This window comes from Georgenia sp. H159 (genome assembly GCF_035607575.1).
Taxonomy (GTDB): Bacteria; Actinomycetota; Actinomycetes; order Actinomycetales; family Actinomycetaceae; genus Oceanitalea.
Genome location: NZ_JAYDZY010000015.1, coordinates 1 through 25,735 on the forward strand (window position 1 = coordinate 1; position 25,735 = coordinate 25,735).

Consider the following 25,735-nt stretch of genomic DNA (forward strand, 5'->3'; position numbering starts at 1 on the left):
CGCCGCATAGATCCCCGCCGTATACCCCGCCGGACCCGACCCCACGACCACCACCTCGTGCACGAGACCCGCATCGCTCTGCTCGGTCGTGGACGAGAGGCTGCTCAGCTCGATCATCGCGCTCAGGCCTTCGCGGGGATGAGCTCGGCCAGCAGCGTCTCGACGCGGCCGCGGATGTCGTCCCGCACGCGGCGGACCATCTCGATGCCCTGACCGGCCGGGTCGTCGAGCTTCCAGTCCTCGTAGCGCACGCCGGGGAAGAACGGGCAGGCGTCGCCGCAGCCCATGGTGATGACGACGTCGGAGGACTGGACGGCCTCCGGGGTGAGGATCTTGGGCCGGTTGGCGGAGATGTCGATGCCGACCTCGCGCATGGCCTCGACGGCGACGGGATTGATGTGCTCGCCCGGCGCGGAGCCGGCGGAGCGGACCTCGACCTGCCCTCCGGACAGCGCAGTGAGGTAGCCGGCTGCCATCTGGGAACGGCCGGCGTTGTGGACGCAGACGAACATGACACTGGGACGGTCGGACATGGATGTCTCCTTCAGCGGATGGGGGTCAGTCGGGGGGCGAGCGCCCGGACGCGGCGGGCCAGGTCGTCCAGGGCGTCGTCGAAGGCCGCGGCGTCACCCGCGGGGACGGGGTCGGGCACGGACCAGTGGATGTCGATGGGCGTGGCGAGCTCCTCGTGGGCGCGGTCGCAGACGCTGATGACGAGGTCTCCGTCGCCGAGCACGTCGCTCACGTGCTGCGGCGCAACCCGCGGCAGGTCGAGGCGGTGCCGGCGAGCGACGTCGAGCGCCACGGGATGGATGGCGTCGGCGGGGTGGGTGCCTGCCGAGGTGGCCGGCACCGCGCTCGCGCAGCGCCACAGCGCGGCGGCCAGGTGGGAACGGGCGGAGTTGCGGGTGCAGACGAACACGACCCGCGCCACCTCGCGCTGGTCGCGCGGGGTCAGCCCGTCGAGGGCGCCGGGGACGAGCTGGACGTAGTTGCGGCGACGGTCGGCCTCCGACCGCTTGCGCCCGACGATGCCCTCACGCTCGAGCACGCCGAGGTGGTGGGCGACGAGGTTCGACGGCGCACCGAGGATCTCCGCGAGCTCGGACGGGGAGGCGTCGCCGAGGGCGAGCACGTCGACCATCCGCAGCCGGGCCGGGTCGGCCAGGGCGGCGTGCCGTCGCACCCGCGCCTCGACGTCGCTCCAGTCAATGTTCATTGAGTCAATGATGATTGAGCGACCGTACCCCTGTCAACGTCTCATGCACCGAGGACCGTGAGCCAGCCCGCGAGCGCCAGCAGTGTCACGGCGAGGACCGGGACCGTGAGGACGATGCCGACCTTGAAGTACGTGCCCCACCCGATGTGCATGCCCTTGCGGTCCAGCACCGAGAGCCAGAGCAGGGTGGCGAGGGAACCGATGGGGGTGATCTTCGGGCCCAGGTCGGCACCGATGACGGCGGCATAGGCCATCATCTGCTCGGTGAGCCCACTCGTCCCCGCCGCCTCGATCCCCAGCGCGGCGATGAGGGTGGTCGGCATGTTGTTCATCACCGAGGACATCACGGCCACGAGGAAGCCGGTACCGGTCGCGGTCGCCAGGCCGCCGTGCTCAGCGATGCCGCCGAGCAGCACGCCCAGATGGTCGGTCAGACCCTCGTTCCGCAGGCCGTAGACGACGAGGTACATCCCCAGGCTGAACAGCACGACCTGCCACGGCGCGGATCTGACAACCGACCACACGGCGATCGTCGGCTCGGCCGTGGCGACGGTTCCCGCTGCGGGCGTGGCACCGGCGCCCCGTGCGGGTGCACTGCCGGGCGCCGGTCGGCCGGCACCGTTGACCGTCGCTGCCACCAGCTCGCCGTCCGCTGCGGCGGGTCGGACCTCGCCACCACGGCGCCCGAAGAGCACGCGTGGACGGCGGGCAGCGACGAGCGCCAGGACGACGGCACACAGGGAGGCCACCAGCGCGACCGGCACCCCGATCGCGTCGGCCGCGAAGTAGCCGACAAGCAGCACGACGAGGATGACGGCGCCCGCACGGAACGTCGTCGGGTCGGCCACCGCCTCGGCCGGCCTGCGCAACGCCGTCACGTCGTACCGGCCCGGGATGGACGTGCGGAAGAACAGCCGCAGCACCACCAGGCTCGCGACCAGGGACACCAGGGCGACCGGCACCATGACCAGCGCATATCGCGCGAACCCGATGCCGAAGAAGTCGGCGATCACGATGTTGACGAGGTTGGACACGACGAACGGCAGGCTGGTCGTGTCGGCGATGAAGCCGGTGGCGACGACCAGGCCGAAGGCCACCGCGGGTGTGAACCTCAGGGCCAGGATCATCTGGAAGACGATGGGGGTCATGACGAGGGCCGCGCCGTCGTTGGCGAACAGGGCCGCGACAGCCGCACCGAGGACGACGATGAGGTTGAACAGCGCGCTGCCACTCCCCCGCGCCCAGCGGGCCACGTGCAGGGCGGCCCACTCGAAGAAGCCGGCCTCGTCGAGGATCGAGCAGATGATGATGACCGCGACGAAGGTGAGCGTCGCGTTCCACACGATGTCCCAGACCACCGGGATGTCACTGACGTGCACCACCCCGGCGCCGAGCGCGACGGCCGCGCCGCCCAGTGCGCTCCAGCCGATCCCGAGTCCTCTCGGCTGCCAGATGACCAGGACGAGGGTGGCGAGGAAGATCCCGACCGCTAGCAGCACGTCGCGCCTCCGTCCCGGTAGCAGGCAGTCCCGCGTGGCCGCCCTCCGTGGGCCTCGGGTGGCGGGTCAAGTCGCGGTGTCACCGTCTCGTGTCCTTTCGTCGCGCTGCATGGCCGAGCCCTGTCCTCGCGCGGAGGACAGGGCTCGACCTCGTGGTGTCGTCAGAGGGCGGATCGTCCGTGGGCGAGGCCCGTGGGGATGCCGATGAGCTGGGGCTCGGGGGCGCCGCAGCAGCCACCGCCCGTCTCGGGGTTGAGGATCGCACTGCCGTCGGCGTCGATGACGGGCTCGGCGGTGGAGCACACACCGGTCTCCGGCAGCTCGAGCTGCACCGTGCTCGCGGCGGCCGCGTCGCCCGCGAGGTGGGCGGCGATCGAGCGCACCTGCTCGTACCCGGTGGCCAGCAGGAACGTCGGCGCCCGGCCGTAGGACTTCATCCCGGCGATGTAGAAGTCCTGCTCGGGGTGGGACAGCACGTCCGTCCCGTGGGCGGGGACCGTGCCACAGGAGTGCAGCTCGGGATCGATGAGCGGGGCGAGTCGGCTCGGCGCCTCCACGCCCGGGTCGAGGTCCAGCCGCAGCTCGCGCAGCATCGCCAGGTCCGGTCGGAACCCGGTCGCCCCGGCGACCGCGTCCACCGTGACCCGCCGCTCGCCGTCGGGAGTAGCAACGACCAGCTCGACACGGTCACCGGCCGGCTGCAGTGCCGTGACGGCGGAGGACAGCCAGAGCTCCACCTCGCCGGCCTCCACGGCCTGGCGCACCTCGGACCCGAGCATGCCGCGGGCGGGCAGCCCGTCGGCATCTCCGCCGCCGTAGGTCCGCGCGACGGAGGCGCCTCGCACGAGCCAGGTGACCCGGGTGGCGGGCTCGCTGCGGCGGAGCCGGACCAGGGACAGGAGCGTGTTGGCCGCCGAGTGTCCCGCACCGACGACGACGACGTGCTTGCCCGCCACCCGCTGCCGCTCCCGCCCGAGGACGTCGGGCAGGGGGCCGAGCAGGAACGGAGCGGCCTCGACCTCCCCCGGGGCGGGCAGACCGGCTGTGCCGAGCGGGTTGGTCTGCGTCCACGTCCCGGACGTGTCGACGACCGCGCGGGCGCCGTGGTCCACGGCCCGGCCCGCGACCACGGCGCGTACGAGGAAGGGGTGGTCGCCCCGGCCCCGGCTGTGGGTCTTGTCCAGACCCTCGCGACTCACCGCCACGACGCGCGCCCCGGTCACGATCCGACCCGCGAGCGCCCGCGTCTGTGCGAGCGGGGCCAGGTACTCCTCGACGAGCTCGCCGCCGGTCGGGAGGCGCTTGGGCGCGGGCTCGGTCCAGCCCTCCGCCGTCAGCAGCCGGCGCGCCGCGGCGTCGATGTTGTACCGCCACGGCGAGAACAGCCGGACGTGCGACCACTGCGAGACCGCCGCACCGACCTCCTCCCCGGCTTCGAGCACCAGCGGTTCGAGGCCGCGTTCCACCAGGTGGGCGGCGGCTGCCAGGCCCACCGGTCCGGCACCGATGACGACGACGGGCAGCGAGGATGTTGCCGTGGCTGAGGACATGGTGACCCCTCTCCGGAGACGCTGTCCGCGTCTCTCGCATTGATGGTTCTCGATGGGACGGGTGCAGCATGCCAGAACGTATCGACATACGTCAATCAATGGGCGATGATGGTGCCATGACGGCGACCCAGGACACCTCCACACCCGCGACCGCCTGCTGCTCCCCGCTCGTCCGCGAGCCGCTCGCCGCCGACGAGGCGCGCAGGCTGGCGGCGTCGTTCAAGGCCCTCGCCGACCCGGCGCGCCTGCGGCTGCTCTCCCTCATCGCCTCCCACCAGGGCGGGGAGGCGTGCGTCTGCGACCTCACCGAGCCGGTCGAGCTCTCCCAGCCCACCGTCTCCCACCACCTCAAGGTCCTCACCGACGCCGGCCTCCTCACCCGCGAGCAGCGCGGCAAGTGGGCCCACTACTCCGTCGTCCCGCAGGCCCTCGACGCGCTCGGCGACGTGCTCCGCACAGCACACCGCAGCGCCGGCTCCGGGACCTGCTGCTGACGCTCCACCACCCCGCCGCGGGTGTATCGACTGTCTAACTAGACAATCTGACTAGTTAGTGTCACCATCTACCCATGAGCGTGACACCCCAGCGCAGTGAGTGGCTCCGCGGAGTCCTCGAGCTGTGCGTCCTGCGTGCCCTGGCCGACGGGCCGACGTACGGGTACGCGATCGCCGCCGAGCTGGCCGAGTCCGGTTTCGGCGACATCAAGGGCGGCACGCTCTACCCGCTCCTGGGCCGGCTGGAGAAGAACGAGCTCGTCACCGTCGAGTGGCGCGCCGGAGACGGCGGTCCGGGCCGGAAGTACTTCGCTCTCACCGATGCGGGCCGGGCTGCCCTCGACCAGGGCACCGCCCAGTGGCACGCCTTCGCGGCCACCGTGGCGGCGCACCTGGCCGGGTCGGCTGCGGCCGCCCACTGACACTGACCCCACCCATGCTCCGCCTCACCGAGGCGGTCCCGTCCGAGGAGAAACCGTGACCACCACACCGAGCAACCGGTCCGCGTCGCACGAGGTCTGGCAGCGTCCGTTCGTCAAGGCGCACCAGGACTGGTGCGACGACTTCGTCCTCGAGCTGCGCCTGCGAGACGTTCCCGGTCCGGTGATCGGCGACCGTCTCGCGGAGGTGGAGGCCCACTGCGCCGACACCGGCGAGAGCCCGGCCGAGGCGTTCGGGGACCCGACGGACTACGCCATGCAGCTGGACGAGCAGAGCGAGCCGGACCTCGTCTCGGGCGTGTGGAAGGTCGTGGTCAACTCGGCGGCCCAGGTGCTGGCGCTGCTCGTCGGCACCACGGCCGCGGGCGCCTGGGCGCGGGGTGAGGAGCTGTCCTACAACGCCGTCCAGGTCGGTGCGATCGCCCTGCTCGTCGCCATCCTGCTGGCCATGCCCGCGCTGCTGCGCCCCATCGTGCAGCGGCCCTGGGCCGTCGGGCTCCCCGTCCTCGGGCTCGGGGCTGCGACGGGTGCGGGGACGGCCGTCGCCGGCCGGCTCGACCTGCCCGCCCTGCTGACCCTCGCTCCGGCGGCGGTGACGGTCGTCCTGTTCGTCGTCGTCGTGGCGTTGGCCGTGGCGGAGTTCCGGGAGCTGGCCCGCGACGCCGACAGCGACCTCGTCACCTCACCCCTGCCCGCGCCGCAGGCGCCGGCGACAGGCGACCGACGTCGGCTGGTCGCCCTCCTGCCGTCCGCCCTCATCCCCGTCGGCTACGTCGTGCTCTCCGCCGTCGCCTGGGTGCTCGCCTAGACCCCAGCGCCCGCAACAATCCCGCTCTCGGCGACAGGGGACTCACCCCCGTCGCCGAGAGCGGGGTTGTTGCAGCCCTCACCTCGACCAAGCCCGACTCCCCTCGCCGATAGCGGGATTGTTGCAGCCCTGACCTCGACCGAGGGACCGCAGGGGCGCGGCTACTGGTAGCTGATGAAGTGGGGGAAGGGCTCGACCTGGGCGGTCTGCTCGGGGGTGAGCATCGGCTGGTCCTCGTCGTAGAAGTTCTTCCAGCCCCACCACTGGACGTCCGGCCCGTGCGACAGGAGCGTGCGCCACGTGTCCTGCTTGGCTCCCTGCCCACCCTGGCCGTCGGCGTGGACGAGCACCGCGAGCTCGGACCGGGACAGGTCCACCTCCGGCACCGTCTGGATCATCCGCACCTGGAACTGGTGGAGCACGAGCAGCTTCTGAGGCAGGTTCCGCTCGCGGGTGAAGTCGGCGAGCCAGTGGACCACCTCGTTGACCTCGGCCGCGGTCACCGAGCCGATGCGCACCATGTGCCTCTCGTCGGGACCCAGGTTCCACTCCGGGTCCAGCGCCAGGCCGACGTGGGGCAGCTCGAGCAGCTCGGCATAGAGCTGTGCCTGCTCGAGGAAGGACGACCTGCCGGGCTGGAGGTCGAGCACGACGTACTGCCCCGCCTCCCCCGCCGCCTCGACGAGCTCGCGGAAGTCCTCGGCAGGCCACTCGTTGGAGTAGTTGCCGTCGCTCCCGGCGCTGGAGGAGGCCACCGTCACGATGACCTCCAGCGCCGGGACGACCGTGTCGTCGGTGAGGTCGACGTAGGGCTGCGCGTGCTCCGCGGCGCGGGCGATCGTCGCGTCCGTCCCCTGCTCACCGAGCACGCCCATCGTGCTGGTCACCGGACTGCCGTAGAGCGCGACGTAGCGCTTGCCCGGGAAGACGAGCTGGCCTCCCCCGGGCAGCTCGACCCCCGTGGCGGCGGTGGCGGCACGCCAGCCGAGGGTCTCGGCGTCCCCGAAACCGTCGCCCAGCCCGACGACGTGCTCCGCGCCCGCACCGCTCACCGCGGCGACGGTCTCGCTCGTCGCCCGCGGGTCGCCGCCGGGCACGATGAGGAGCTCGGCGCCGGCGGCACCGGCCGTCGCGGTGGCGAGCAGCTCCTGCGGCGCCCCGGTGGCCAGGGCCAGCGTCCCGGTCACCGGGTCGGGCAGCTCCGTCTCCGGCAGCTCGGCGGTCTCGTCGTCCGCGGTACGAGCGTCAGGACCGTCGGCGGCACCGCCGTCGGTGCCCGTTTCGGTTGGCTCCGGGTCCGCTGTGGCACCGCCGGCAGTCTCGGCGTCCTCCGCCCCGGCCGTCGCGCCGTCGGTCGCGGCGTCGTCCGACGGGGCCGTCGTGCCGTCGGTCGCGGCCTCGTCCGACGGTGCCGTGACGAGCGGTGTGAACGCCCCCCGCTCGAGCCCGACGACGGTGGCCACCTCCCGCCCCTCACCCACCTCGACTGCAGCATCGGCCGGGCGGTCGAGCATCTCGGCCAGGGCATCGTCGTCCTGCGGGGCGGGAACCACGACGACGTCCTCCGCGTCCGCCGTCGGCCCCGCGGTCCCGTCGGGCAGTGCGGCGTCTCCGACCGTGAGCACCCACCCCGCGCCGAGGCGAGCGAGCTCCTCGGCGAGCGCTGCGCCGTCGTCGTCGAGCAGGACGGGCGCACCGAGGGCGAGGGCGGCGCTGCTCGCCCGCAGGTGGGTGGTGGGGTCCGCGTCGTCGGCGAGCACGACGACGGGTGCCTCGGCGAAGAACGTCCGGCTGGCCTCGAGCGCGAGGGAGCCGTCGGCGCCGGTCAGGACGGTCGTCGGCTCCGCCGGTTGCTGGACGGCCCCGCGCTCGGGCGCCCCGACCGTGGGCGAGGGCGTCGCCTCACCGTCCCCGTCACCGTCGCTCCCGGTGCACGCGGCGAGCGCGAGGGACACCGCGCCGGCGAGCGCGACGACGCGCGTGTGACGACCGCTCACGTGAGGCCTCCAGGGATCGGGAACGCAGGGCCACGGACACACTACGTGCCATCCGCGGGGCAGGCCCGGCCGCCTAGAATCGAGCAGATGGCCAACTCCCTGACCGCGGACACGCTGGGGCTGAACGGCCCGCTCGGCGAGCGGGCCACGCTCCTGCAGATCTCCTCGGGTTTCTGCGCCCCGTGCCGCGCCGCGCGCGGGCTGCTCGCGCGCGTCGCCGAGACGACGGCGGGGGTCCGGCACGTGGACATCGACGTCGCCCACCACGCCGCGCTCGCCGAGCAGCTCATCATCAGGCAGACACCGACCGTCCTGCTGCTGGGGCCGGACGGGACGGTGCTCGCCCGCCACGAGGGCGTGCCGCGGCTGGCCGCGGTGCGCGAGCTGCTCGACCGGCTCGCGCCCACGGGGGCATAGCCACGCCGGCGTCGGCGACGAGGCCCCGTCGCCCGCACCCGTGGGCCTACTGCTCCACCACCTCCGGCCGGAGCCTGCGTCCGAGGACGGCACCGAGCCGCACCACGTCCTCCTCGAGCGCACCCCACGGCACCGGCCCGGCCTCGCCGAACCAGCTGAGGGTGATGTCGTCGCCGATGAGCCTCCACGTGCCGGAGACCACTCCCCCGACGACGACGAGGTTCGCCCCTCCGGTGACGAGCGCCCGGCGGGCGGGCGGGACGACGTGCGGGTCGGCCGTGCCGGGCCCGAGCACCCACTGGTCGTGGCCGGGCAGGAGACGCACGACGGCGTTCGCGTCCGTGGCGCGCAACGCGTCCAGGTCCTCGCTCAGGACGAACACGTCCTCGCCGTCGACGTCCACCTCGGTGAGCTCGTCGCCCAGTGCCGCGACCCAGGACCGGACCCGCCGGCGCCCCGCACCCAGACCGTCGGCGAGCCAGTAGCCGAGCCTGTCGACGGACGCCGGCCCGTACGCGTGGAGGTAGGCGCGGACGGCGCGCGGGCCGGCGTCGTCGACGTCAGGGATCCCTGCCCAGCGCGGGTTGTCCTCGAGACGGGCGAAGGTGGACCGTCCCTGCCGCGTCGGCCCGAAGGACATGACGCCCTGCCATGCGAGCGGCTTGAGCAGGGTGTCGTTCCCCTCGACGACGGGGGTGCGGAGCTGTTGGAACCGCGGGACGGCGGCGACGGTGTCGGCAAGCTGCCGGCGGGTGAGCGGACCGTCGGCGAGCGCCTCCCGGACGACGGCGCACAGGTCGGGCCAGTCGGACGGCGCGAGCCCGTAGTACTCCTGCCAACTCGGCAGCTCCCACATCCGGCTCGCCGCCCGCAGTGCGAGGTAGGTGCCGGCATCCTCGGGCGTCATGAGGTGGGTGGCACCGCGGAACGCGTAGGTCTTCAGCAGGCGGCCGTCGTTCAGGGCGTCCGTGACCTCACCGGGCGCCGAGCTCACGCGGCGCAGCCGCACGGCCAGCTCGGCCGCCTCGCTGCTGCGCGCGGGAAGCGCGCCGAGGCGCGCGACGACGCCCTCGACCGGCAGGTCGCCGACCGGCGCGAGCAGCTGCTGCTCCAGGCGCCAGGCCAGGGCGCGAGCCCAGGTGAGCGGCATGCCCGCAGGCTAGTCGAGGAGCCGCCGCAGCAGGCGGGCGAGCTCCTCGCGCTCGTGGGCGTCGAGGCGGTCGAAGAACTGCGTCGCGGCCTCTCCGCGCAGGTTGTCGGTGGCGGTGTGGACCTTGTGGCCCTCCTCGGTCGCGACGACGAGGACGGCGCGCCGGTCGGCCGGGTCAGGTCGGCGCACGACCAGCCCCCGGGCCTCGAGCGAGTCGACCACCTCGGTGGCCGAGCGCGGCGCGATGCGCAGCCGGCCGGCGATCTCGCTCAGGCGGGCGTGCTCCTGGGCGCACACGGTGCGCAGGGCGCGTGCCTGGTGCGGGGAGATGTCCCAGTCCTCGAGGGCTGCCCACCACCGGCGCCGCAGTGCGCGGCTGGCGTGCATGAGGGCCTCGCTGAGGTCACTGTCACTGTCGCGCATGACCTCAACCCTAGCGTCATCACCACATAGTGAGGTAACCTCGCTATCGTCCGCGACGCGACGGTCCGACCGGCCCAGCCGGCTCCGCGACCGGTCCGCGCCGGCACAGCACCCACGACGGCGCGATCCGCCGCCGTCCTGCAGAAAGCGAGGCGGTGCTCATGTCCAGCCCCTCCTTCCGTCCCCACGGCCCCACGCGGCGCGACCCCGCCGACACGGCCCAGCTCGAGTCCCACCCGGTGCGCCTGCGCCGCATCGCGGCCCTCTTCGCGCCCCACCGCCACAAGCTGCTCCTGGTCGTCGGGCTCATCGCGGCCAGCTCGGCCTTCGGCCTGGCCACCCCGTTCCTCACCCGCCACATCATCGACGTCGCACTCCCCCAGCAGGACCTGCGGCTGCTCGTCGTGCTGGTCGGCGCCATGCTCGCCGTCACGGTCCTCACCGCGACGCTCGGCGTCCTGCAGACGTGGATCTCCACCAAGGTGGGGCAGACCGTGATGCACCGGCTGCGCACCGACGTCTTCGTCCACCTCCAGAAGCAGCCGATGTCCTTCTTCACCCGCACCCGCGGCGGTGAGGTCCAGTCACGGCTCACCAACGACATCGGTGCGATGCAGTCGGTCGTCACCGGCACCGCCACGGCGATCACCGCGAACGTCACGACGGCGGTCGGCACGGTCATCGCCATGGTGGCGCTCAGCTGGCAGCTGTCGCTGCTCTCGCTCGTCGTCATCCCGCCGTCGATCTGGCTCACCCGCAAGGTCGCCACCATGCGCCGCGAGATGACCTCGCGCCGCCAGCGCGCCCTGGCCGCCCTGCACGGGCAGGTCGAGGAGTCGCTGTCGGTGAGCGGCGCGCTGCTGGCCAAGACGCTCGGCGCCGGGCCGATGCTCAGCCGCCGGTTCGCCGACTCCTCCGAGGAGCTCGTGGACCTCGAGCTGCGCTCCGAGCTCGCCGGCCGCTGGCGGATGGCCACGATGAGCGTCATTTTCTCCGCGATCCCGGCCCTCATCTACCTGGCCGCGGGCCTGCCCGGCTCCGGCACCATCAGCATCGGCACGCTCGTCGCATTCATCACCCTCCAGTCGGGCCTGTTCCGCCCGCTCATGGGGGTGCTCACCACCGGCGTGCAGGTCACCGCCTCGCTCGCGCTGTTCAGCCGGATCTTCGAGTACCTCGACCTGCCGGTCGACATCGCCGACCCCGCGCGTCCCGCCGCCCTGCCCGGCGGCAGCGACACCGGCGCGGTCACCTTCGAGGACGTCTCCTTCCGCTACCCCGACGCCGCCGACGACGCCGTCTCCCACCTCGACCTGCACGTGGAGCCGGGCACCCGGCTGGCCCTCGTCGGTGAGTCCGGGGCCGGCAAGACGACCATCGCGGGGCTCGTGGCCCGCCTGCAGGACCCGACGTCCGGGCGGGTGCTGCTCGACGGCGTCGACCTCCGCGACCTCAGCCTCACCGACCTCGCGAGCAACGTGGGCGTCGTCTCCCAGGAGACCTACCTCCTCCACACGACCGTCCGGGAGAACCTGCGCTACGCGCGCCCCGACGCGACCGACGAGGAGATCGAGGCGGCCGCGAAGGCCGCCCAGGTGCACGACGTCATCCTCGCGCTCCCCGACGGATACGACACCCTCGTCGGCGCGCGCGGGCACCGCTTCTCCGGCGGGGAGAAGCAGCGCCTCGCCATCGCCCGCACGCTGCTGCGCGACCCGCGCGTGCTCGTCCTGGACGAGGCCACGAGTGCTCTGGACACCCGCACGGAGCAGGCCGTGCAGGACGCCCTGGACGTGCTCAGCCGCGGTCGCACGACGATCACCATCGCCCACCGCCTCTCGACGGTGCGGAATGCCGACGTCATCGCCGTCATCGACGGCGGGCGCCTCGTCGAGGTCGGCGACCACGAGGAGCTGCTCGCGCGTGGTGAGCGCTACGCCGCGCTGGTCGCGGGCGCCGAGCGCGCGCCTGCGCTGGTGCCGTAGTTCTGCTGCAGCCTCCAGGCCGCCCCATGGAACCACCAGCCCTCGGCACCCCTCCGTGCCTCTCAGCGCCGACAGCTGGATTGTTCGCAGTCAACGAAAGGGATCCATCTGCCGCCGCCAGGTAGGCGCATGCCACCGGAGGACGCCCAGCGTGGACCGCCGGCCCTCCACGCACCATCCTCGGAGGGCCCGGTCGAGGAGGCAGGGACGCTACACAGGCCGCATCGGCGACCGATGTTGCTCCGGAGACGCGCGACCCCGAAGGCGTGGCTGCGCTATCGCGCGGCCGGCACCAGGTCGGCGATAAGTCCGCGAACCACGCCGGCTGTCTCTTCCGCGCCGGCCACCTCGACGCACGGCACGCCGAGGGCCTTGACCGGGTAGTCGTTGCCGCCCTCGTCGAGACGGTCCCCGACGAACAGCATGTCCGCGAGGTCGATGCCCGTGTGCTCCGCGAGGCGGGTCATCCCGTAGGCCTTGTCGACGCCCCGGCGGGTGATGTCGACCGACGTGGAGCCGCCCGACCTGACCTCCAGCTCGGGCAGGATCGGCGCGACCGCTGCGCGCAGCTGCTCCTTCTTCTCCCCCGTGGGGTCCCACGCGCGCTTCGCCGCGAGCGGAGCCCGCTGCCCTAGCGCGGAGAACGTGATCTGCGAGCCGCGGTCCTCCAGGACCGGACCCCAGGTCTCCTCCTCCCACAGGCCCAGCCGGCGGGCCTCCCGCTCGAGGGCCGCCGTCGCCTCGGCCCGCTCCTCCCCGGTGAGGTCGTGGGCGTAGACCTGGCCCAGCTCGCCGTCGTCGTCGTACCGGTAGTAGCGCGTGCCGCACGTCGGCATGAGGTGCAGACGGGTGCGGGCGTCGTCGTCGAGGTCGAGGCGCTCGGTGACCTGGCTGGTGAACTGCTCGAGCTGCCCGCCGGAGATGATGCACACCGGCACGACGGCGAGCAGCTCGGAGAGCGCGTCGGCCATCTCCGGCGAGATCGGGGACTTCGAGGGGGTCAGGGTGTCATCGAGGTCGAAGGCGACGAGGCGGGTCGGCATCGGGCCAGGATAGCCGCGGGCCGTGAACCTCCCGCCGCGACTCCCCCGGCGCCGTCGCGGGGTCCTCAGAACTCCTCGTGGGTGTCCGGGTCCAGACGGTGCCGGCCGCGGTCGAGGGCGCTGATCTGGCGCATCTCCGAGTCGCTCAGCTCGAAGCCGAACACGTCGAGGTTCGAGCTCTGCCGGTCCGGGCTGGCGGACTTGGGGATCGGCACGACCCCGAGCTGGATATGCCACCGGAGCACGACCTGGCTGTTCTCCACCTCGTGCCGAGCCGCGATCTGCTCGACCGCGGGCTCGCTGAGCAGCTGGGCGTTGCGTGCCAGCGGGCTCCACGACTCGGTGAGCACGGTGCGCTCGGTGTCCGCCGCCCGTTGCTCGGCCTGGGTGAAGTACGGGTGGAGCTCGATCTGGTTCACGGCCGGCGCGACGTCGGTCTCGGCGATGATCCGGTCCAGGTGCGCGGCGGTGAAGTTGGAGACCCCGATCGAGCGCACGACGCCGTCCTCGCGGAGCTTGACCATCGCCCGCCACGAGTCGACGTACTTGTCCACCCGCGGCAGCGGCCAGTGGATGAGGTAGAGGTCGATGTACTCCAGGCCGAGCTTCCTACGCGAGGTCTCGAAGGCACGCAGCGTCGACTCGTACCCCTGGTCCGCGCCGCGGAGCTTGGTGGTGACGACGATCTGCTCGCGCGGGACGCCGGACTCGACGATGCCCTGACCGACGGCCTCCTCGTTCTCGTACTTCGCGGCCGTGTCGATGAGCCGGTAGCCAAGCTCCAGTGCCGTCCGTACCGCGCCGGGGGCCTCCTCGTTCATCGGCCACGTGCCGAGGCCGATCGCGGGGATCCGGTTGCCGTCGTTGAGCGCCAGGGTGGGGATCATGTGCCCCATTGTGACGGCGCCTCGCACCGGAGCGCATCGTGGGTCGGCCGGGACGCGCTCAGCGCGCGCTGCGGTAGTGCTCCGCGAGGCGGGCGAGGCCCTCGTCGATGCTCACGGCCGGCTCCCAGCCGAGCACCTCGCGGGTGCGGCGCTGGTCGAACCAGTGGGCGGTGGACAGCTGCTCGGCGAGGAAGCGCGTCATCGGCGGCTCGTCGCTGCCCGGGCGCACGGCCCAGACGGCCTCGACCAGGCCACCGGCCAGCCGCGCGAGCCCGGCGGGGACGCGCCAGCCCGGCACGGGTGCACCCGCTGCGCGGCAGATGCCGGCGATGAGGTCGCCGATCGGCCGCGGCTCGCCGTTGGTGACGACGAAGGCCTGTCCATGCCCCTCGGGAGCGCGATCGAGCGCCGCGACCAGCGCGTCCGCGGCGTTGTCGACGTACACGGAGTCGACGAGGACCGCGCCGTGGTCCAGCAGCGGCAGCCGCCCGGCGCGCGCCCGCTCGGCGATCCGTGCCACGAGCTGGGTGTCCCCCGGCCCCCACACGAGGTGCGGACGCACCGCGACGACGGCGAAGCCCTCACCGTCCGCGTCCAGCGCGAGCCGCTCGGCGGCCGCCTTGGTCCGGGCGTAGTTGCCACGGGCGTGCTCGGGCTCCGCGGGTCCTGCGCCGACGCCGACGAGCGAGCCGCCCGTGTGCGCCACCGACGGCGAGGAGACCTGGACGAACCGGCTCACGCCCGCGTCCCGGGCCGCGGCCAGCAGCGCACGCGTGCCCTCGACGTTGACCTGCTCGTACTCCGAACGCGGCCCGCTCACCGAGACCTTCGCGGCGAGGTGGACGACGGCGTCGCGCCCCTCGACGGCACGCGTCACGGCAGCGGGGTCGGTGAGCGAGCCGAGCGAGTCGGTGGCACCCGGCACGCCTGCCGTGCGGCGCTGGAAGGTGCGGACGTCGTGGCCGGCGGCGACGAGCCGCTCGGCGGTCCGTCGGCCGAGCATCCCGCTCGCTCCGGTGACCAGCACGCGCAGCGTCGGGGACGGCTCCGAGGCGGGTGTCGCCGTCGCGCGCCGGGACCGGCGCCGCTCGCTCACCGCGCGGCCGCCCGTCCGCCGCCGAGCGCGTGCTCCGCGCTTCTCGGACGCTGCCGGCTCACGGCGTGCCCATCCGCCCACCGGCGAGGGCACCCTCCGCCCACCGCGCGATCCAGGCCCGCTCGATCTTCGCGTTGTGCCGCACGTCGGTGGGCAGCTCCGGCACCCGCAGCACGGCGGCCACCTGCGCCCCGCACTGCTCGGCAACCGCGCGCCGGACGGCCCTGGTCAGTCCCGGGGTGGCGAGCGACGGTGCGGACCGGGCACGCCGGTCCACGGCCGGGTCCGTCTCGACGACGACGACGAGCTGCTGGGTCCCGGCGGGCCCCACCCCGACCGCCGCGGCCCGCTCAACGCCGCGCACCCGCTCGGCGGCGTGCTCCACGGCCACAGGGGTGATGACCCACCCGGGAGCACTGATGACGTGGGAGATGCGTCCCTCGACCCAGACCCGGCCCTCGGCGTCGAGGTGCCCGACGTCGCCGGTGCGGTGCCGGCCGGCGTGGTCGGCGCTCGCGCTCTGGGTGAGCCACAGCCGGTCGTAGGTGCGCTTGAGGTGCGGGGCGGCGACGAGGATCTCGCCGGTGACGCCGGGCTCGCTCGTCGGCTCCCCCGTGGCTGCACCGTCGTCGTCGAGCGGGACGACGAGGACCTCGGTGCCGGGGACGGGACGGCCCACGCAGGTGCCGCCGCCAGCGCCGGGGACGGTGCCGACGTCGTCGAGCGCACGACGGATCTCGACGAGGTCGATGTCGGTGACCGGAAGCACCTCGGTCATGCCGTAGGGCGTGCGGGCGCTCGCGTTGGGCATGACCTCCGGGACGCGGGCGAGCAGCTCCGGCCGGATCGGCGCGCCCGCGGAGAGGAAGACCTCGACGCCGGCGAGGGCCTGCCGGTGGTCCGTGGTGAGAGCGCCGGCCGTCCCCAGGACGTTGCGCAGGGCTGACGGCGAGGTGAAGACCGCCGTTGCGCTGCTCGCGGCGACGGCGTCGGCGAGCGCCGTGGCGGTGAGCGTCGCGGGGGCCGTGACCTCCATGTCGGGGACGACGGCGAGCGAGCCGAGCGCCGTGCCGAGCAGGGCGAAGGGCGCGAAGCCGACGACGAAGGCCGAGCCCGACCCCAGGCCGTAGGTGGCCGCGAGGGTGTCGCGCATGCCGGCCAGGCCGCGGTGGCTGTACAGCACGCCCTTCGCGGGACCGGTGGAGCCGGAGGTGAAGAGGATGGCGGCGTCGTCGTCGGGAGCGGGGACGGGCGGGAGGTCGGCGCCGGCGCGCTCGAGGTCGGCGCCGCGCGCGATGAGCCCGGGCAGCGTGTCGGTGACGCCGAGCGCGCGCGCCGTGGCGGGAGGCAGCTCGCTCACGGCGATGCGGGTCCCGGGCCACGAGAGCACGCGTGCGCCGGCGAGGCCTCGCTCGATACCGATGACGACGTCGGGGCCGGCTCCGCGGATCGCACGGCTCATGCCGCGCAGGCCCAGGCCCTGGTCGGCGATGACGGCGACGGCTCCGAGGCGCAGGCACGCGAACAGGGCGGTCGTGAGGTCGACACCGGGGGTGACGAGCAGGCTGACGCGCTGGCCGGGGCGCAGCCCGGCGTCGTGCAGGCCGAGCGCGAGGCGGCGCACGCGGGCCGCGAGCTCGCGCCAGGTGACCGTGTCGAGGCCGTCAGGGTGCAGGGCAATGACGGCGGGGGCCTCGTCGTCGCGGTGCTCGTCGAGGACGGCGGTCAGCGGACGGGGCGCGGGGGCGGCGGCGTCGTCCGCGGCCGCGAGAACTCCGCTCTCGGCGAAGGGGGTGGGGGTGCCGGACTCGTCCGCGGCGGCAAGAACTCCGCTCTCGGCGAAGGGGGTGGGGGTGGGGGTGGGGGCGGCGGGGCGGCGGGTGTGGAGCCAGCGGACGACGGTGCCGGCGACGTCGACGTCCTCGGGCAGCAGGTGGCCCGCGCCCTCGAAGCGGTGGACGTCGGCGTGCGGGAGGCGGCGCAGCAGGTCCTCGAGGTAGCGGCCCTGGAAGACCGGGTCGCGCGGGCCCCACAGCACCAGGGCCGGGACCGTGAGCCGCGTGACGCCGTCGGCGATCGCTTCCAGGGTGGGACGGCTCGGGTGGTCCGGCTCGGCGGGGATGTCGGCGACGAACTCCGCGACCGCGCGACGGTCCTCGTCGTACGGGGCGAGGTAGGCGGCGCGCACCTCGCGGCTCAGCGGCGGGTGCGCGAGCGCGAGCGTGGCCCGCAGGAAGGTGCGGGTCCCGTTGGTCGCCCAGCCGTGGACGCTCGGGTGGCCCGCCAGGCGCAGCAGCGCCGGGATGGCTCCTCCGTCGTCGTGGTGGACGGCGGTGTTGGTGAGCACGACCCCCGCGAGGAGACCGGGGTGCTCGACGGCCCAGCCAAGGGAGACGACCCCGCCCCAGTCATGCCCCACCGTGACGACCGGGCCGGTGAGGCCGAGCTCGTCGGTGAGGGCGCCAAGGTCGGCGACCCGCTCGGCGAGCCGGCGGAAGCGTCCGTCGCGCTGGGAGTAGCCCATGCCGAGCTGGTCGACGGCGACGACGCGCCACCCGGCCTCGACAGCGGCCGGGAGCAGCGAGCGCCACAGGTAGGACCAGGTCGGGTTGCCGTGGACGGCGAGCAGGGTGCCGCGCGCGTCCGGGACGTCGGGGGCGTTGTCGAGCAGGTGCCAGGTGACCGGCGGGTCCTCGCCCGTGCCCGGGACGGTGACGTACCGGCTCCAGCGCGGGTCGAGGCCGGGAAGGTCGGGAAGCGCGGGGCCTACCACTGGAGCTCGAGCATCGCCGTGTTGAGGCCCGAACCCACCCCCATGCACAGCACCCGGTCCCCCGGCTCCAGCGAGTCGGCCTGCGCCGCCATCGTCATCGGCAGCGAGGCGGGCCCGACGTTGCCCCAGTGGGCGAAGGTGATCGGCACCCGGTCCGACGGCAGGTCGATCGCGTCGATGACGGCCTTGGTGTACGGCGTGGAGATCTGGTGCGTCACGTAGCGGGCCATGTCGCCCCATCGGAAACCGGCGCCGTTGTTCGCCTCGCCGAAGGCCGCGGTGACGAGCGGCAGGCCGCCCTCGAGCAGCCCCTTCGTGTCGGTGAACATGCCGTCCAGGCCGCCGACGCACAGCTCGTGGTGCTCGGTGCCCGCGCGGGAGACGCCGCCGACGATGCGGTGCCCGCCGGGGTGGAGGTCGCTGCGGCCGATGACGGCGGCGGCCGCGCCGCTGCCCAGGGTGAGCGAGGCGAACTCGCGGTGGTAGTCCTCCCGGGTGGCCTCCGCGCGGGCGAGGCGCCGCAGGGTGGTCTCCTGGGTGCCGCGGGAGTCCTCGCTGTTGACGATGACGGCGTAGTCGATCTGGCCGGCGTCGATCATCGTCGCCGCCAGCATCATGCCGTTGACGAAGCCGAGGCAGGCGTTGGCGATGTCGAAGTTCACCGCCGACGACGGCAGCGACAGCCCGTGGTGGATCCGCACGGCCACGGACGGCTCCAAGTGGGTGCGCGTCACCGAGGTGTTGATGAGCAGCCCCACGCGGGCGGGGTCCACACCGGACTCCGCGAGGGCCTTGGCCCCGGCCTCGATGGCCGGGTCGTCGAAGCGGGTGCCCGGCTCCCACCAGCGGCGCTCGACGACGCCGGAGACCCGCTCGAGCAGGTTGTCGGGAAGGTGCAGCCGCCGCCGGGTGGGAGCGAGCTCCTCCTCGAAGCGCGACGACGGCACCCGCACCGGGGCCTCGATGTGCGTGACAGCGAGGAGGGCCGCGTTCGAGTAGCGGAAGGTCGCGTTACCAGCGGGAGTCACTTGATGACTTTAACGGGAGCCCGACGGCGGGCGCACACCGGCAGCTCCCGGGTGCGTCCGCCGTCGTGGGCTCAGGAGCTGCGACCGGCGTCGGCGCGGTCGAGGAAGTACTCGAGCCAGAAGCGGGCGAAGGCCACGAAGACGAAGCTTGCCAACGGGCCGGCGAGGAGGGAGACGAGCCCGGTGACGACGAAGCCGCCTCCCCCGAGGTACCTGTCGGCGGCCTGCGTGAAGGAGCCGATGGCGGCGAGGATCGACATGATCGTGATGACCACGGCGAGGACGATGACGGCGAGGTACACCGTCCTGGCGAGCTCGGGCGTGATGCGGCGGGTGAAGCGGAGGTCGCCCAGACCTGCGAGCGCCGAGGGCTGACGGGGTGCCAGCGCGAAACCCTGCTGCGGGTAGCCGGGTTGCTGGGGGTAGCCGCCGCCCTGCGGGTAGCCCGACTGCTGCGGATAACCGCCCTGCTGCCCTTGGGGCGGCTGCTGCGGGTAACCGCCCTGCTGCTGCGGGTAGGGGGTCTGCTGCTGCGGGTAGCCGCCCTGCTGCTGGGGGTAGCCGCCCGGCTGCTGCGGGTATCCCGGCTGCGGGTCACCTGCCTGCGCCCCCTCGGCCGAGGCGGGCGGGGGTGGTGGGGCTGGGTGCTCCGAGTCCTGGGAGTCGGTGGGCTGGTCGGACATGGTCGGCCCCTTCGGTCGATGGCGGGATCGTCTCGAGCCTAGCCACCAGGTCCTGCGCCGCAGCGGGAGGGAAGTGGCAGCATGGGCCTCCCGCTGTCCGTCCCGCTCTGGAGGTCCCGTGCCCACCCCCCACATCGCCGCCGCTCCTGGTGACTTCGCCCCCGCCGTCCTCATGCCGGGCGACCCGCGCCGCGCCCAGCGCATCGCCGAGCAGCTCATGCCCGACGCCCGCCTCGTCAACGACGTGCGCGGCATGCTCGGCTTCACCGGGACCGTGGACGGCCGGCCGCTCAGCGTCATGGGGTCGGGCATGGGGCAGCCGTCGGCGACCATCTACGCGACCGAGCTCTTCCGCGAGTACGACGTCCAGCGGATCATCCGGGTCGGCACGGCCGGGGGCATCTCCGCCAAGGTCCGCGTCGGCGACGTCCTCGTCGGGCTGGGGGCCCACACCGACTCGGCGATGAACCAGCACCGCATCCCGGGCGTGAACTTCTCCGCCGTCGCGTCCTTCGAGCTGGCCGAGGCCGCCGTGCGCGCCGCGCGGGATCAGGGCGTCGAGCGCTACCACGTCGGCACGATCATCTCCCGCGACCACTTCTACCTCACGGTGCCCGGTCAGACCGAGGCGCTGGGGAAGTACGGCGTGCTGGGCGTGGAGATGGAGGCCGCGGCCCTGTACGGCGTCGCCGCCGAGTTCGGGCGCCAGGCGCTGACCGTGCTCACCGTCTCCGACCACCTGCTCGACGGCTCGCAGGACATGAGCGCCGAGGACCGCGAGACGACGTTCCAGGGCGCCCTGTCGCTCGCGGTGGCGGCAGCGCTGTCCGACTGACGCCGGCTCGCCGGAGCACCGCCGGGGTCGACTGCCGCCCCACCTCGAGCGCCCACCCCGAGCGCCCACCCCGAGCGCCCCACCCAAGCGCCCCACCCAAGCGCCCCAGCTCGAGCGCCCCAGCTCGAGCGCCCCACCCGAGCGCCCCAGCTCGAGCGCCCCACCCGAGCGCCCCGGCTCGAGCGCCCCAACTCGAGCGCCCCACCCAAGCGCCCCAGATCGCAGTCCGGGGCCGAGATCGCAGTGACGCACTGCGATTTCGGCCGTCGACTGCGATCTCGGCGCTCGGCGAGTGCGGAGGAGCGGTGGGAGCGAGGACCCGCGCATGGTGCTCCACACCGCCGGGCGGCGCGGGTGGCACCCCCGACGGCTGCCGAGCTGCAACGAGAACGTGGCGGCTCGGCGGATGCTCGGGGGTATGCAGACGGATGAGGTCGTCCTGCCGACCGTCCACCTGGCGAAGCACATCGGCAAGGACGCAGGACGTCGGGCGGAGCGAGACCACCTGAGGCGCGTTCGGCCCGGCGCGTACGTGTGGGTGCCCGCCGACCTGACCGGGTGGCAGGAGGAGCGCTTCCTCGCGTTCGCGCGCTGCGTCGCGTACGGCGCGCAGCTACGCGCCGACCTCACGTTCAGCCACGAGTCCGCCGCACTGCTGCACGGCCTGCCGCTGTGGTCCTACGGGAACAAGACCTTCGTCCACCAGCCCTACGGCTGGAGTGGTGAGGGTGATCCCGACCTCGTGCGCCGCTCGGGACACTTGGCCGACACGGACCGCGAGACTGTGCAGGGCCTCCCCGTCACGTCGCTCGAGCGGACCGTCACGGACTGTGCCCGCGTACTCCACCCGCGTGACGCCCTCGTCGTCACCGACGCCGCACTGCGACGGCTCGCTCAGGTCAAGCGCAATGACCGCGACGGCTCACTGGACCGCATGGCCGATGTGCGGGCGCTGCTCCTCGAGCGGCTGGAGGCGCTCGGGCCGGCGCGAGGAGTGGTGCAGGCGCGCGCCGTCGTCGCGGCGGCGAACGGGCTTGCGGAGTCACCGGGAGAGACGGTCCAGCGGTGGATCGCGGTCAGTCACGGGCTCCCCGAGCCGGACCTGCAGGTGCCCGTCCGCACCCGTCTCGGGCTGTTCTACCTCGACGGCGCGTGGCACGGAGACGGCTGGAAGCTCGGCCTGGAGCATGACGGAGCCGTGAAGTACGGCGGCGACGGAGCCGATGCGGCCGTCGTCGTCGAGCAGGAGAAGGAGCGCGAGGACGCCATCCGGGAGGAGGGGTACCCCATCATGCGGACCGTGGCGAAGGACCTCGTGCGGGTCCGCGAGACCTTTGCACGAATGTGCGCCCGGCTGCCCGCGGCACTCGTCGAGCAAGCACGGCCGGTCCCCGGGCTGTACCTGCCGCCGTCCTACCAGCGGTAGCCCATCAGGCTCACCGTCGGTCGCCGCCGCTCACCGTCGGTCGCCGCCGCTCACCGCCGCTCACCGCCGGTCGCCGCCGCTCACCGCCGGTCACTGCCCAGATCGCAGTCCAGGGCCGAGATCGCAGTGGCGCACTGCGACCTCGGACGCCGACTGCGATCTCGGCGCCAGGGCGGGAAGCGGCGGTCGGGCGCCGGCAGAGGGCGCCGGGTCCCTCAGCGGGCGAACGCCGGGCCGGCCCCGGGGTCGCGCCTGAAGGCGAGCGTGTCCCGCAGCCGCTGCCGGGTGCTCGGCGTGACGTCGTCGGGCAGCGCGTCCGGGGAGAACCAGCCGACGTCGGTGGACTCGTCGTCGGTTACCCGCGCCTCGCCGTCGACGTGGCGGCACCAGAAGGTGAGGTCGAGGTACTGCGCGACGTCGCCGTTCGGGTAGGAGATGGGCTGACCCGCCCGGACGCTGGTGAGGGCCAGCACCTCGGCGTGCACGCCCGTCTCCTCGGTGATCTCCCGGGCGATACCGACCGCGGGCTGCTCACCGGGCTCGAGGATCCCCGACACCATCGCCCACCGTCCGTTGTCGGCGCGGCGGGCCAGGAGCAGGCGGTCCTCGTCGTCGAAGACGGCGCCGGTGACGCCCGGCAGCCAGAGCAGGTGGTGACCCACGTGTGAGCGGAGCTCGGTGATGAACGGCGGAACAGGCACGCCGTCGACCCTAGTCTCAGCCGGTCGTCTCTCCAGCCCTCCGCCCGCACCGAGATCGCAGTTCGGTTCCCAGATCGCAGTGGCCCACTGCGATGTGGCACCTCGACTGCGATCTCACCAGCCGGTGCCTCGGCACGCGGTCACGGGCCCCGCCGGCGTGCCTCGGCATGCGGTCAGGGGACCCCGGGCCCCGCCGGCGCGCCGGCCGCCGCGCCCTCGACCTGCGCCGTGGGCGCTCCCGCGCGACGATCGACTGGCCCGTCCGTCACCGCGAAGGAGCACCCCATGGCCATCAGCGTCGCCGAGCACCTCGTCAACCAGCTCGTGGCAGCCGGCGTCAGCCGCATCTACGGCATCGTCGGCGACTCCCTGAACCCGGTGGTCGACGCGGTCCGCCGAACCGACGGCATCGACTGGGTGCACGTCCGCCACGAGGAGGCCGCCGCCTTCGCCGCCGCCGGCGAGGCCGAGCTCACCGGCAGGCTCGCCGTGTGCGCGGGCTCGTGCGGGCCGGGCAACCTCCACCTCATCAACGGTCTCTACGACGCCAACCGGTCCCGCCTGCCGGTGCTCGCGATCGCCTCGCACATCCCGAGCAACCAGATCGGCACGCAGTTCTTCCAGGAGACCCACCCCGACCGCCTCTTCACCGAGGCCTCGGTCTTCTCCGAGATGATCTCCACCCCGGCCCAGCTCCCCCGGGTCACCCGCAGCGCGATCCAGCACGCCCTCGGCACGCCGGGTGTCGCCGTCCTCACCCTGCCCGGCGACGTCGCCGACCTCGAGCTCGACGACGAGGGGCAGGCGCTCAACCCCGCCACCCGGCCCGCCACCCTCGTCCCCGACGAGCAGGACGTCGCCGCCCTCGCCGCCGCCGTCAACGACGCGAAGAAGGTCACCCTCTTCGTCGGTGCCGGCGCCCGCGGCGCGCACTCCGAGGTCCTCGCGCTCGCCGAGGAGCTCGGTGCGCCGGTGGGGCACTCGCTGCGCGGCAAGGAGGTCATCCAGTACGACAACCCCTTCGACGTCGGGATGTCCGGCCTGCTCGGCTACGGCGCCTGTCAGGAGGCGATGGAGGAGGCGGACCTCCTGGTCCTCGTCGGCACCGACTTCCCCTACCCCGACTTCCTTCCCGACGACGTCCGCACCGCCCAGATCGACATCGACGCCCGGCACCTGGGCCGTCGCACCCGTCTCGACGTGCCCGTCCACGGCGACGTCGGCGCCACCATCCGGATGCTGCTCCCACTCGTCAAGCGCAAGCGGTCGCGCACCTTCCTCAAGGCCATGCTCAAGAAGCACGACAAGACGATGAGCAAGGTCGTGGGTGCCTACACGCGCAAGGTCGAGAAGCACCGGCCGATCCACCCCGAGTACGCCGCCGTCCAGCTCGACGAGACGGCCGGCCCGGACGCCGTCTTCACCGTCGACACCGGCATGAACAACGTGTGGGCCGCCCGCTACCTCACCCCGAACGGCCGACGGCGGGTCATCGGGTCCTTCCTGCACGGCTCGATGGCCAACGCGCTGCCGCACGCGATCGGAGCCGCGTTCGCCGACCCCGGCCGCCAGGTGGTCGCCCTGGCCGGTGACGGCGGCCTGTCGATGCTGCTCGGCGAGCTCATCACGCTGCGCACCTACGACCTCCCGGTCACCGTCGTCGTGTTCAACAACGCCTCGCTCGGCATGGTCAAGCTCGAGATGCTCGTCGAGGGGATGCCCGCCCACGCGACCGACAGCCCCGCCGTCGACTACCGGCGTCTCGCCGAGTCCCTCGACATCCCCGCGATCCGCGTCGAGGACCCGCGCGAGCTCCGCGGCGCCTTCGCCGACGCCCTCGGCCGCCGGGGTCCGGTGCTCGTCGACGTCGTCACCGACCCGAACGCGCTGTCCATCCCGCCCACCATCTCCGCAGGGCAGGTCCGCGGCTTCGCGACGTCGATGACCAAGCAGATCTTCGGCGGTGGCTCCGGTGAGGTCATGGCGATGGCCCGGTCCAACCTCCGCAACATCCCCCGTCCCTGAGGACGACGACGGCGCTCCGGCCGTGGGCGGGGCGGGGACGAGGCGACGTCGCGCGCGGACGTCAGACTGATCCAGCAGGTGAGTCAGAGTGACGTCTCGGGACGCGCAGCCCGGCCGCCGGGGAGGCGCCCGTGGGGCTCGGTGGTGAGGGTCGCCCGCGCGGGCACCCCAGCCAGCACGCGACCGTCGTCGCCGGAGCCCTCACACCGCCTGCTCGCTGTCCTCGCCCAGCTCCTCGAGGACCTCGAACGGCGACTCGACCTCCCCGCCCCACGCCTCGATCCCCTCCCGGACGGCGAGGGCCGCGACGACGAGCGCGGCCACCGAGTCCGCCCAGTCCCAGCCGAGCAGCGTGTTGAGCAGCAGCCCGATGAGCACGGTTCCCGAGAGGTAGACGCACAGCAGGAGCTGCCGGGCGTCGGCCAGCACGCTGCGCGAGCCCAGCTCACGTCCGGTGCGGATCTCGACCCAGGCGAGTGCCGGCATGACGAGCACGCTGAGCGTGGCGATGCCGATGCCCACCGGGCTGGACCCCACGTCCTGCGCACCGGCGAGCGACAGGACGGAGTCGGTGACGACGTACGCGGCGAGGGCGAAGAACGCGATCCCGATCGCCCGCACCGTGATCCTCTCCCAGCGCTCGGGGTCCGCGCGGGTGAACTGCCAGGCCACGGCGAGGGCGGAGAGCACCTCGATGACCGAGTCGAGGCCGAAGCCGATGAGCGCGGCCGACGAGGCCAGTGCTCCCGCCCAGATGGCGACCACGGCCTCGACCACGTTGTAGGTGATCGTGAGGCCGACGATGAGGCGCACCCGGCGGTGGAGCACCGCGCGCCGCTCGGCGCTGAGCGCGGCGGTCACGACGCGCTCTCGCAGCAGCCGGGCACCGGGCACGCGGCGTCGAGGCAGGGTGCGTCCTCGTCGACGGCGAGCGTGACGTCCACGAGAGCCGTCAGCGCACGCGCCAGGTGCGGGTCGGCGATCTCGTACCGTGTCTGGCGGCCCTCGGGCTCGGCGACGACGATGCCGCAGTCCCGCAGGCAGGTGAGGTGGTTGGACACGTTGGACCGGCTCAGGCCCAGGTCGCGGGCCAGGACGGCCGGGTAGCTGGGCGCGTCGAGCAGGGTCATGAGGATGCGCGAACGGGTCGGGTCGGCCATCGCGCGGCCGAGCCGGTTCATCACGTCGAGACGGTCAATGGTCAGCACACGCTGACCATACATCCCTCACTGAACTGACTCATGATCCGCGCTGGG

The 25,735-nt window shown here is 73.3% G+C and carries 24 protein-coding genes; 8 read left to right on the top strand and 16 right to left on the bottom strand.

The features are described 5' to 3' along the window. Window positions 1-122: 122 nt before the first annotated feature. From VR894_RS16965 to VR894_RS16980, 4 genes are all read right to left on the bottom strand, one after another. Window positions 123-533 (bottom strand): arsenate reductase ArsC, encoded by a 411-nt coding sequence (locus tag VR894_RS16965; RefSeq protein WP_324653440.1) that lies wholly within the window; start codon window positions 531-533, stop codon window positions 123-125. Window positions 534-544: 11 nt separating this feature from the next. Further along, window positions 545-1,219 carry a helix-turn-helix domain-containing protein gene (locus tag VR894_RS16970; protein ID WP_324653442.1) on the bottom strand — a complete coding sequence of 225 codons (675 nt, stop codon included), beginning with the start codon at window positions 1,217-1,219 and terminating at the stop codon, window positions 545-547. A 41-nt stretch (window positions 1,220-1,260) separates the two neighbouring features. Continuing rightward, window positions 1,261-2,718 carry an arsenic transporter gene (locus VR894_RS16975; protein WP_324653443.1) on the bottom strand — a complete coding sequence of 486 codons (1,458 nt, stop codon included), beginning with the start codon at window positions 2,716-2,718 and terminating at the stop codon, window positions 1,261-1,263. Between the two features lie 161 nt (window positions 2,719-2,879). Next, the gene (locus VR894_RS16980) at window positions 2,880-4,268 is read right to left on the bottom strand and encodes an FAD-dependent oxidoreductase (RefSeq protein ID WP_324653445.1); all 1,389 of its coding nucleotides are present in this window, start codon (window positions 4,266-4,268) and stop codon (window positions 2,880-2,882) included. A 116-nt stretch (window positions 4,269-4,384) separates the two neighbouring features. On the opposite strand from VR894_RS16980, the gene VR894_RS16985 reads away from it, so the two are divergent. From VR894_RS16985 to VR894_RS16995, 3 genes are all read left to right on the top strand, one after another. Further along, window positions 4,385-4,762 (top strand): metalloregulator ArsR/SmtB family transcription factor, encoded by a 378-nt coding sequence (locus tag VR894_RS16985; RefSeq protein ID WP_324653447.1) that lies wholly within the window; start codon window positions 4,385-4,387, stop codon window positions 4,760-4,762. Between the two features lie 74 nt (window positions 4,763-4,836). Further along, entirely contained in the window at window positions 4,837-5,184 is a 348-nt protein-coding gene (locus tag VR894_RS16990) for a PadR family transcriptional regulator (RefSeq protein WP_324653449.1), read from the top strand. A 55-nt stretch (window positions 5,185-5,239) separates the two neighbouring features. After that, window positions 5,240-6,010: a hypothetical protein gene (locus tag VR894_RS16995; RefSeq protein WP_324653451.1), complete on the top strand. Its 771-nt coding sequence runs from the start codon at window positions 5,240-5,242 to the stop codon at window positions 6,008-6,010. A gap of 161 nt (window positions 6,011-6,171) precedes the next feature. Here the strand turns inward: VR894_RS16995 and VR894_RS17000 are convergent, their stop codons facing one another. Beyond that, entirely contained in the window at window positions 6,172-8,007 is a 1,836-nt protein-coding gene (locus VR894_RS17000; RefSeq protein WP_324653453.1) for a hypothetical protein, read from the bottom strand. 87 nt (window positions 8,008-8,094) lie between these two features. Between VR894_RS17000 and VR894_RS17005 the strand changes: the two genes are divergently transcribed. Further along, window positions 8,095-8,424: a thioredoxin family protein gene (locus VR894_RS17005; protein ID WP_324653455.1), complete on the top strand. Its 330-nt coding sequence runs from the start codon at window positions 8,095-8,097 to the stop codon at window positions 8,422-8,424. A gap of 46 nt (window positions 8,425-8,470) precedes the next feature. On the opposite strand, the gene VR894_RS17010 is transcribed toward VR894_RS17005, so the two are convergent. Together VR894_RS17010 and VR894_RS17015 are read right to left on the bottom strand one after the other, a co-directional pair. Continuing rightward, a complete protein-coding gene (locus VR894_RS17010; protein ID WP_324653457.1) occupies window positions 8,471-9,574 on the bottom strand; it encodes a DNA glycosylase AlkZ-like family protein in 1,104 nt (367 codons plus the stop codon). A gap of 9 nt (window positions 9,575-9,583) precedes the next feature. Beyond that, window positions 9,584-9,997, bottom strand: coding sequence for a MarR family winged helix-turn-helix transcriptional regulator (locus VR894_RS17015; RefSeq protein ID WP_324653458.1), 414 nt, complete (start codon window positions 9,995-9,997; stop codon window positions 9,584-9,586). A gap of 161 nt (window positions 9,998-10,158) precedes the next feature. Between VR894_RS17015 and VR894_RS17020 the strand changes: the two genes are divergently transcribed. After that, complete coding sequence (locus VR894_RS17020; protein ID WP_324653460.1) at window positions 10,159-11,982, top strand: ABC transporter ATP-binding protein; 1,824 nt, start codon at window positions 10,159-10,161, stop codon at window positions 11,980-11,982. A 275-nt stretch (window positions 11,983-12,257) separates the two neighbouring features. Here the strand turns inward: VR894_RS17020 and VR894_RS17025 are convergent, their stop codons facing one another. The 6 genes from VR894_RS17025 to VR894_RS17050 all read right to left on the bottom strand — a co-directional run bounded on the left by VR894_RS17025 (window position 12,258) and on the right by VR894_RS17050 (window position 19,492). Beyond that, window positions 12,258-13,025, bottom strand: coding sequence for an HAD-IIB family hydrolase (locus VR894_RS17025; protein ID WP_324653462.1), 768 nt, complete (start codon window positions 13,023-13,025; stop codon window positions 12,258-12,260). Window positions 13,026-13,090: 65 nt separating this feature from the next. Beyond that, window positions 13,091-13,912 carry an aldo/keto reductase gene (locus VR894_RS17030; protein WP_324653464.1) on the bottom strand — a complete coding sequence of 274 codons (822 nt, stop codon included), beginning with the start codon at window positions 13,910-13,912 and terminating at the stop codon, window positions 13,091-13,093. Between the two features lie 58 nt (window positions 13,913-13,970). Beyond that, window positions 13,971-14,945: an NAD-dependent epimerase/dehydratase family protein gene (locus VR894_RS17035; RefSeq protein ID WP_324653563.1), complete on the bottom strand. Its 975-nt coding sequence runs from the start codon at window positions 14,943-14,945 to the stop codon at window positions 13,971-13,973. Window positions 14,946-15,066: 121 nt separating this feature from the next. Then, complete coding sequence (locus VR894_RS17040) at window positions 15,067-17,781, bottom strand: alpha/beta fold hydrolase (protein WP_324653466.1); 2,715 nt, start codon at window positions 17,779-17,781, stop codon at window positions 15,067-15,069. Beyond that, window positions 17,775-18,809 (bottom strand): 3-oxoacyl-ACP synthase III, encoded by a 1,035-nt coding sequence (locus tag VR894_RS17045; protein WP_324653467.1) that lies wholly within the window; start codon window positions 18,807-18,809, stop codon window positions 17,775-17,777. Before VR894_RS17045 ends, VR894_RS17040 begins: the two co-directional genes overlap by 7 nt. 71 nt (window positions 18,810-18,880) lie before the next feature. Then, on the bottom strand, window positions 18,881-19,492 hold the full coding sequence (locus VR894_RS17050; RefSeq protein ID WP_324653469.1) for a DUF4282 domain-containing protein: 612 nt from the start codon (window positions 19,490-19,492) through the stop codon (window positions 18,881-18,883). A 118-nt stretch (window positions 19,493-19,610) separates the two neighbouring features. On the opposite strand from VR894_RS17050, the gene deoD reads away from it, so the two are divergent. Both deoD and VR894_RS17060 read left to right on the top strand, forming a co-directional pair. Then, entirely contained in the window at window positions 19,611-20,327 is a 717-nt protein-coding gene (deoD, locus tag VR894_RS17055) for a purine-nucleoside phosphorylase (RefSeq protein WP_324653471.1), read from the top strand. Between the two features lie 325 nt (window positions 20,328-20,652). Next, window positions 20,653-21,753 carry a hypothetical protein gene (locus VR894_RS17060; protein WP_324653473.1) on the top strand — a complete coding sequence of 367 codons (1,101 nt, stop codon included), beginning with the start codon at window positions 20,653-20,655 and terminating at the stop codon, window positions 21,751-21,753. Between the two features lie 215 nt (window positions 21,754-21,968). Here the strand turns inward: VR894_RS17060 and VR894_RS17065 are convergent, their stop codons facing one another. Continuing rightward, entirely contained in the window at window positions 21,969-22,454 is a 486-nt protein-coding gene (locus VR894_RS17065) for an NUDIX domain-containing protein (RefSeq protein ID WP_324653475.1), read from the bottom strand. Window positions 22,455-22,739: 285 nt separating this feature from the next. Here VR894_RS17065 and VR894_RS17070 point away from each other — a divergent pair, with 285 nt between their 5' ends. Continuing rightward, the gene (locus VR894_RS17070; RefSeq protein ID WP_324653477.1) at window positions 22,740-24,479 is read left to right on the top strand and encodes a pyruvate dehydrogenase; all 1,740 of its coding nucleotides are present in this window, start codon (window positions 22,740-22,742) and stop codon (window positions 24,477-24,479) included. A 201-nt stretch (window positions 24,480-24,680) separates the two neighbouring features. On the opposite strand, the gene VR894_RS17075 is transcribed toward VR894_RS17070, so the two are convergent. Further along, window positions 24,681-25,340, bottom strand: coding sequence for a cation transporter (locus VR894_RS17075; protein WP_324653479.1), 660 nt, complete (start codon window positions 25,338-25,340; stop codon window positions 24,681-24,683). Next, window positions 25,337-25,687 carry a Cd(II)/Pb(II)-sensing metalloregulatory transcriptional regulator CmtR gene (gene cmtR / locus VR894_RS17080; RefSeq protein WP_324653480.1) on the bottom strand — a complete coding sequence of 117 codons (351 nt, stop codon included), beginning with the start codon at window positions 25,685-25,687 and terminating at the stop codon, window positions 25,337-25,339. Before cmtR ends, VR894_RS17075 begins: the two co-directional genes overlap by 4 nt. Between the last annotated feature and the right edge of the window lie 48 nt (window positions 25,688-25,735).

Bases quoted from the DNA above. Each gene is read 5' to 3' on its own strand.
- VR894_RS16965 (WP_324653440.1), bottom strand. From the start codon at position 533: ATGTCCGACCGTCCCAGTGTCATGTTCGTCTGCGTCCACAACGCCGGC.
- VR894_RS16970 (WP_324653442.1), bottom strand. From the start codon at position 1,219: ATGAACATTGACTGGAGCGACGTCGAGGCGCGGGTGCGACGGCACGCC.
- VR894_RS16980 (WP_324653445.1), bottom strand. From the start codon at position 4,268: ATGTCCTCAGCCACGGCAACATCCTCGCTGCCCGTCGTCGTCATCGGT.
- VR894_RS16985 (WP_324653447.1), top strand. From the start codon at position 4,385: ATGACGGCGACCCAGGACACCTCCACACCCGCGACCGCCTGCTGCTCC.
- VR894_RS16990 (WP_324653449.1), top strand. From the start codon at position 4,837: ATGAGCGTGACACCCCAGCGCAGTGAGTGGCTCCGCGGAGTCCTCGAG.
- VR894_RS17005 (WP_324653455.1), top strand. From the start codon at position 8,095: ATGGCCAACTCCCTGACCGCGGACACGCTGGGGCTGAACGGCCCGCTC.
- VR894_RS17010 (WP_324653457.1), bottom strand. From the start codon at position 9,574: ATGCCGCTCACCTGGGCTCGCGCCCTGGCCTGGCGCCTGGAGCAGCAG.
- VR894_RS17015 (WP_324653458.1), bottom strand. From the start codon at position 9,997: ATGCGCGACAGTGACAGTGACCTCAGCGAGGCCCTCATGCACGCCAGC.
- VR894_RS17020 (WP_324653460.1), top strand. From the start codon at position 10,159: ATGTCCAGCCCCTCCTTCCGTCCCCACGGCCCCACGCGGCGCGACCCC.
- VR894_RS17025 (WP_324653462.1), bottom strand. From the start codon at position 13,025: ATGCCGACCCGCCTCGTCGCCTTCGACCTCGATGACACCCTGACCCCC.
- VR894_RS17030 (WP_324653464.1), bottom strand. From the start codon at position 13,912: ATGATCCCCACCCTGGCGCTCAACGACGGCAACCGGATCCCCGCGATC.
- VR894_RS17050 (WP_324653469.1), bottom strand. From the start codon at position 19,492: ATGTCCGACCAGCCCACCGACTCCCAGGACTCGGAGCACCCAGCCCCA.
- VR894_RS17060 (WP_324653473.1), top strand. From the start codon at position 20,653: ATGGTGCTCCACACCGCCGGGCGGCGCGGGTGGCACCCCCGACGGCTG.
- VR894_RS17070 (WP_324653477.1), top strand. From the start codon at position 22,740: ATGGCCATCAGCGTCGCCGAGCACCTCGTCAACCAGCTCGTGGCAGCC.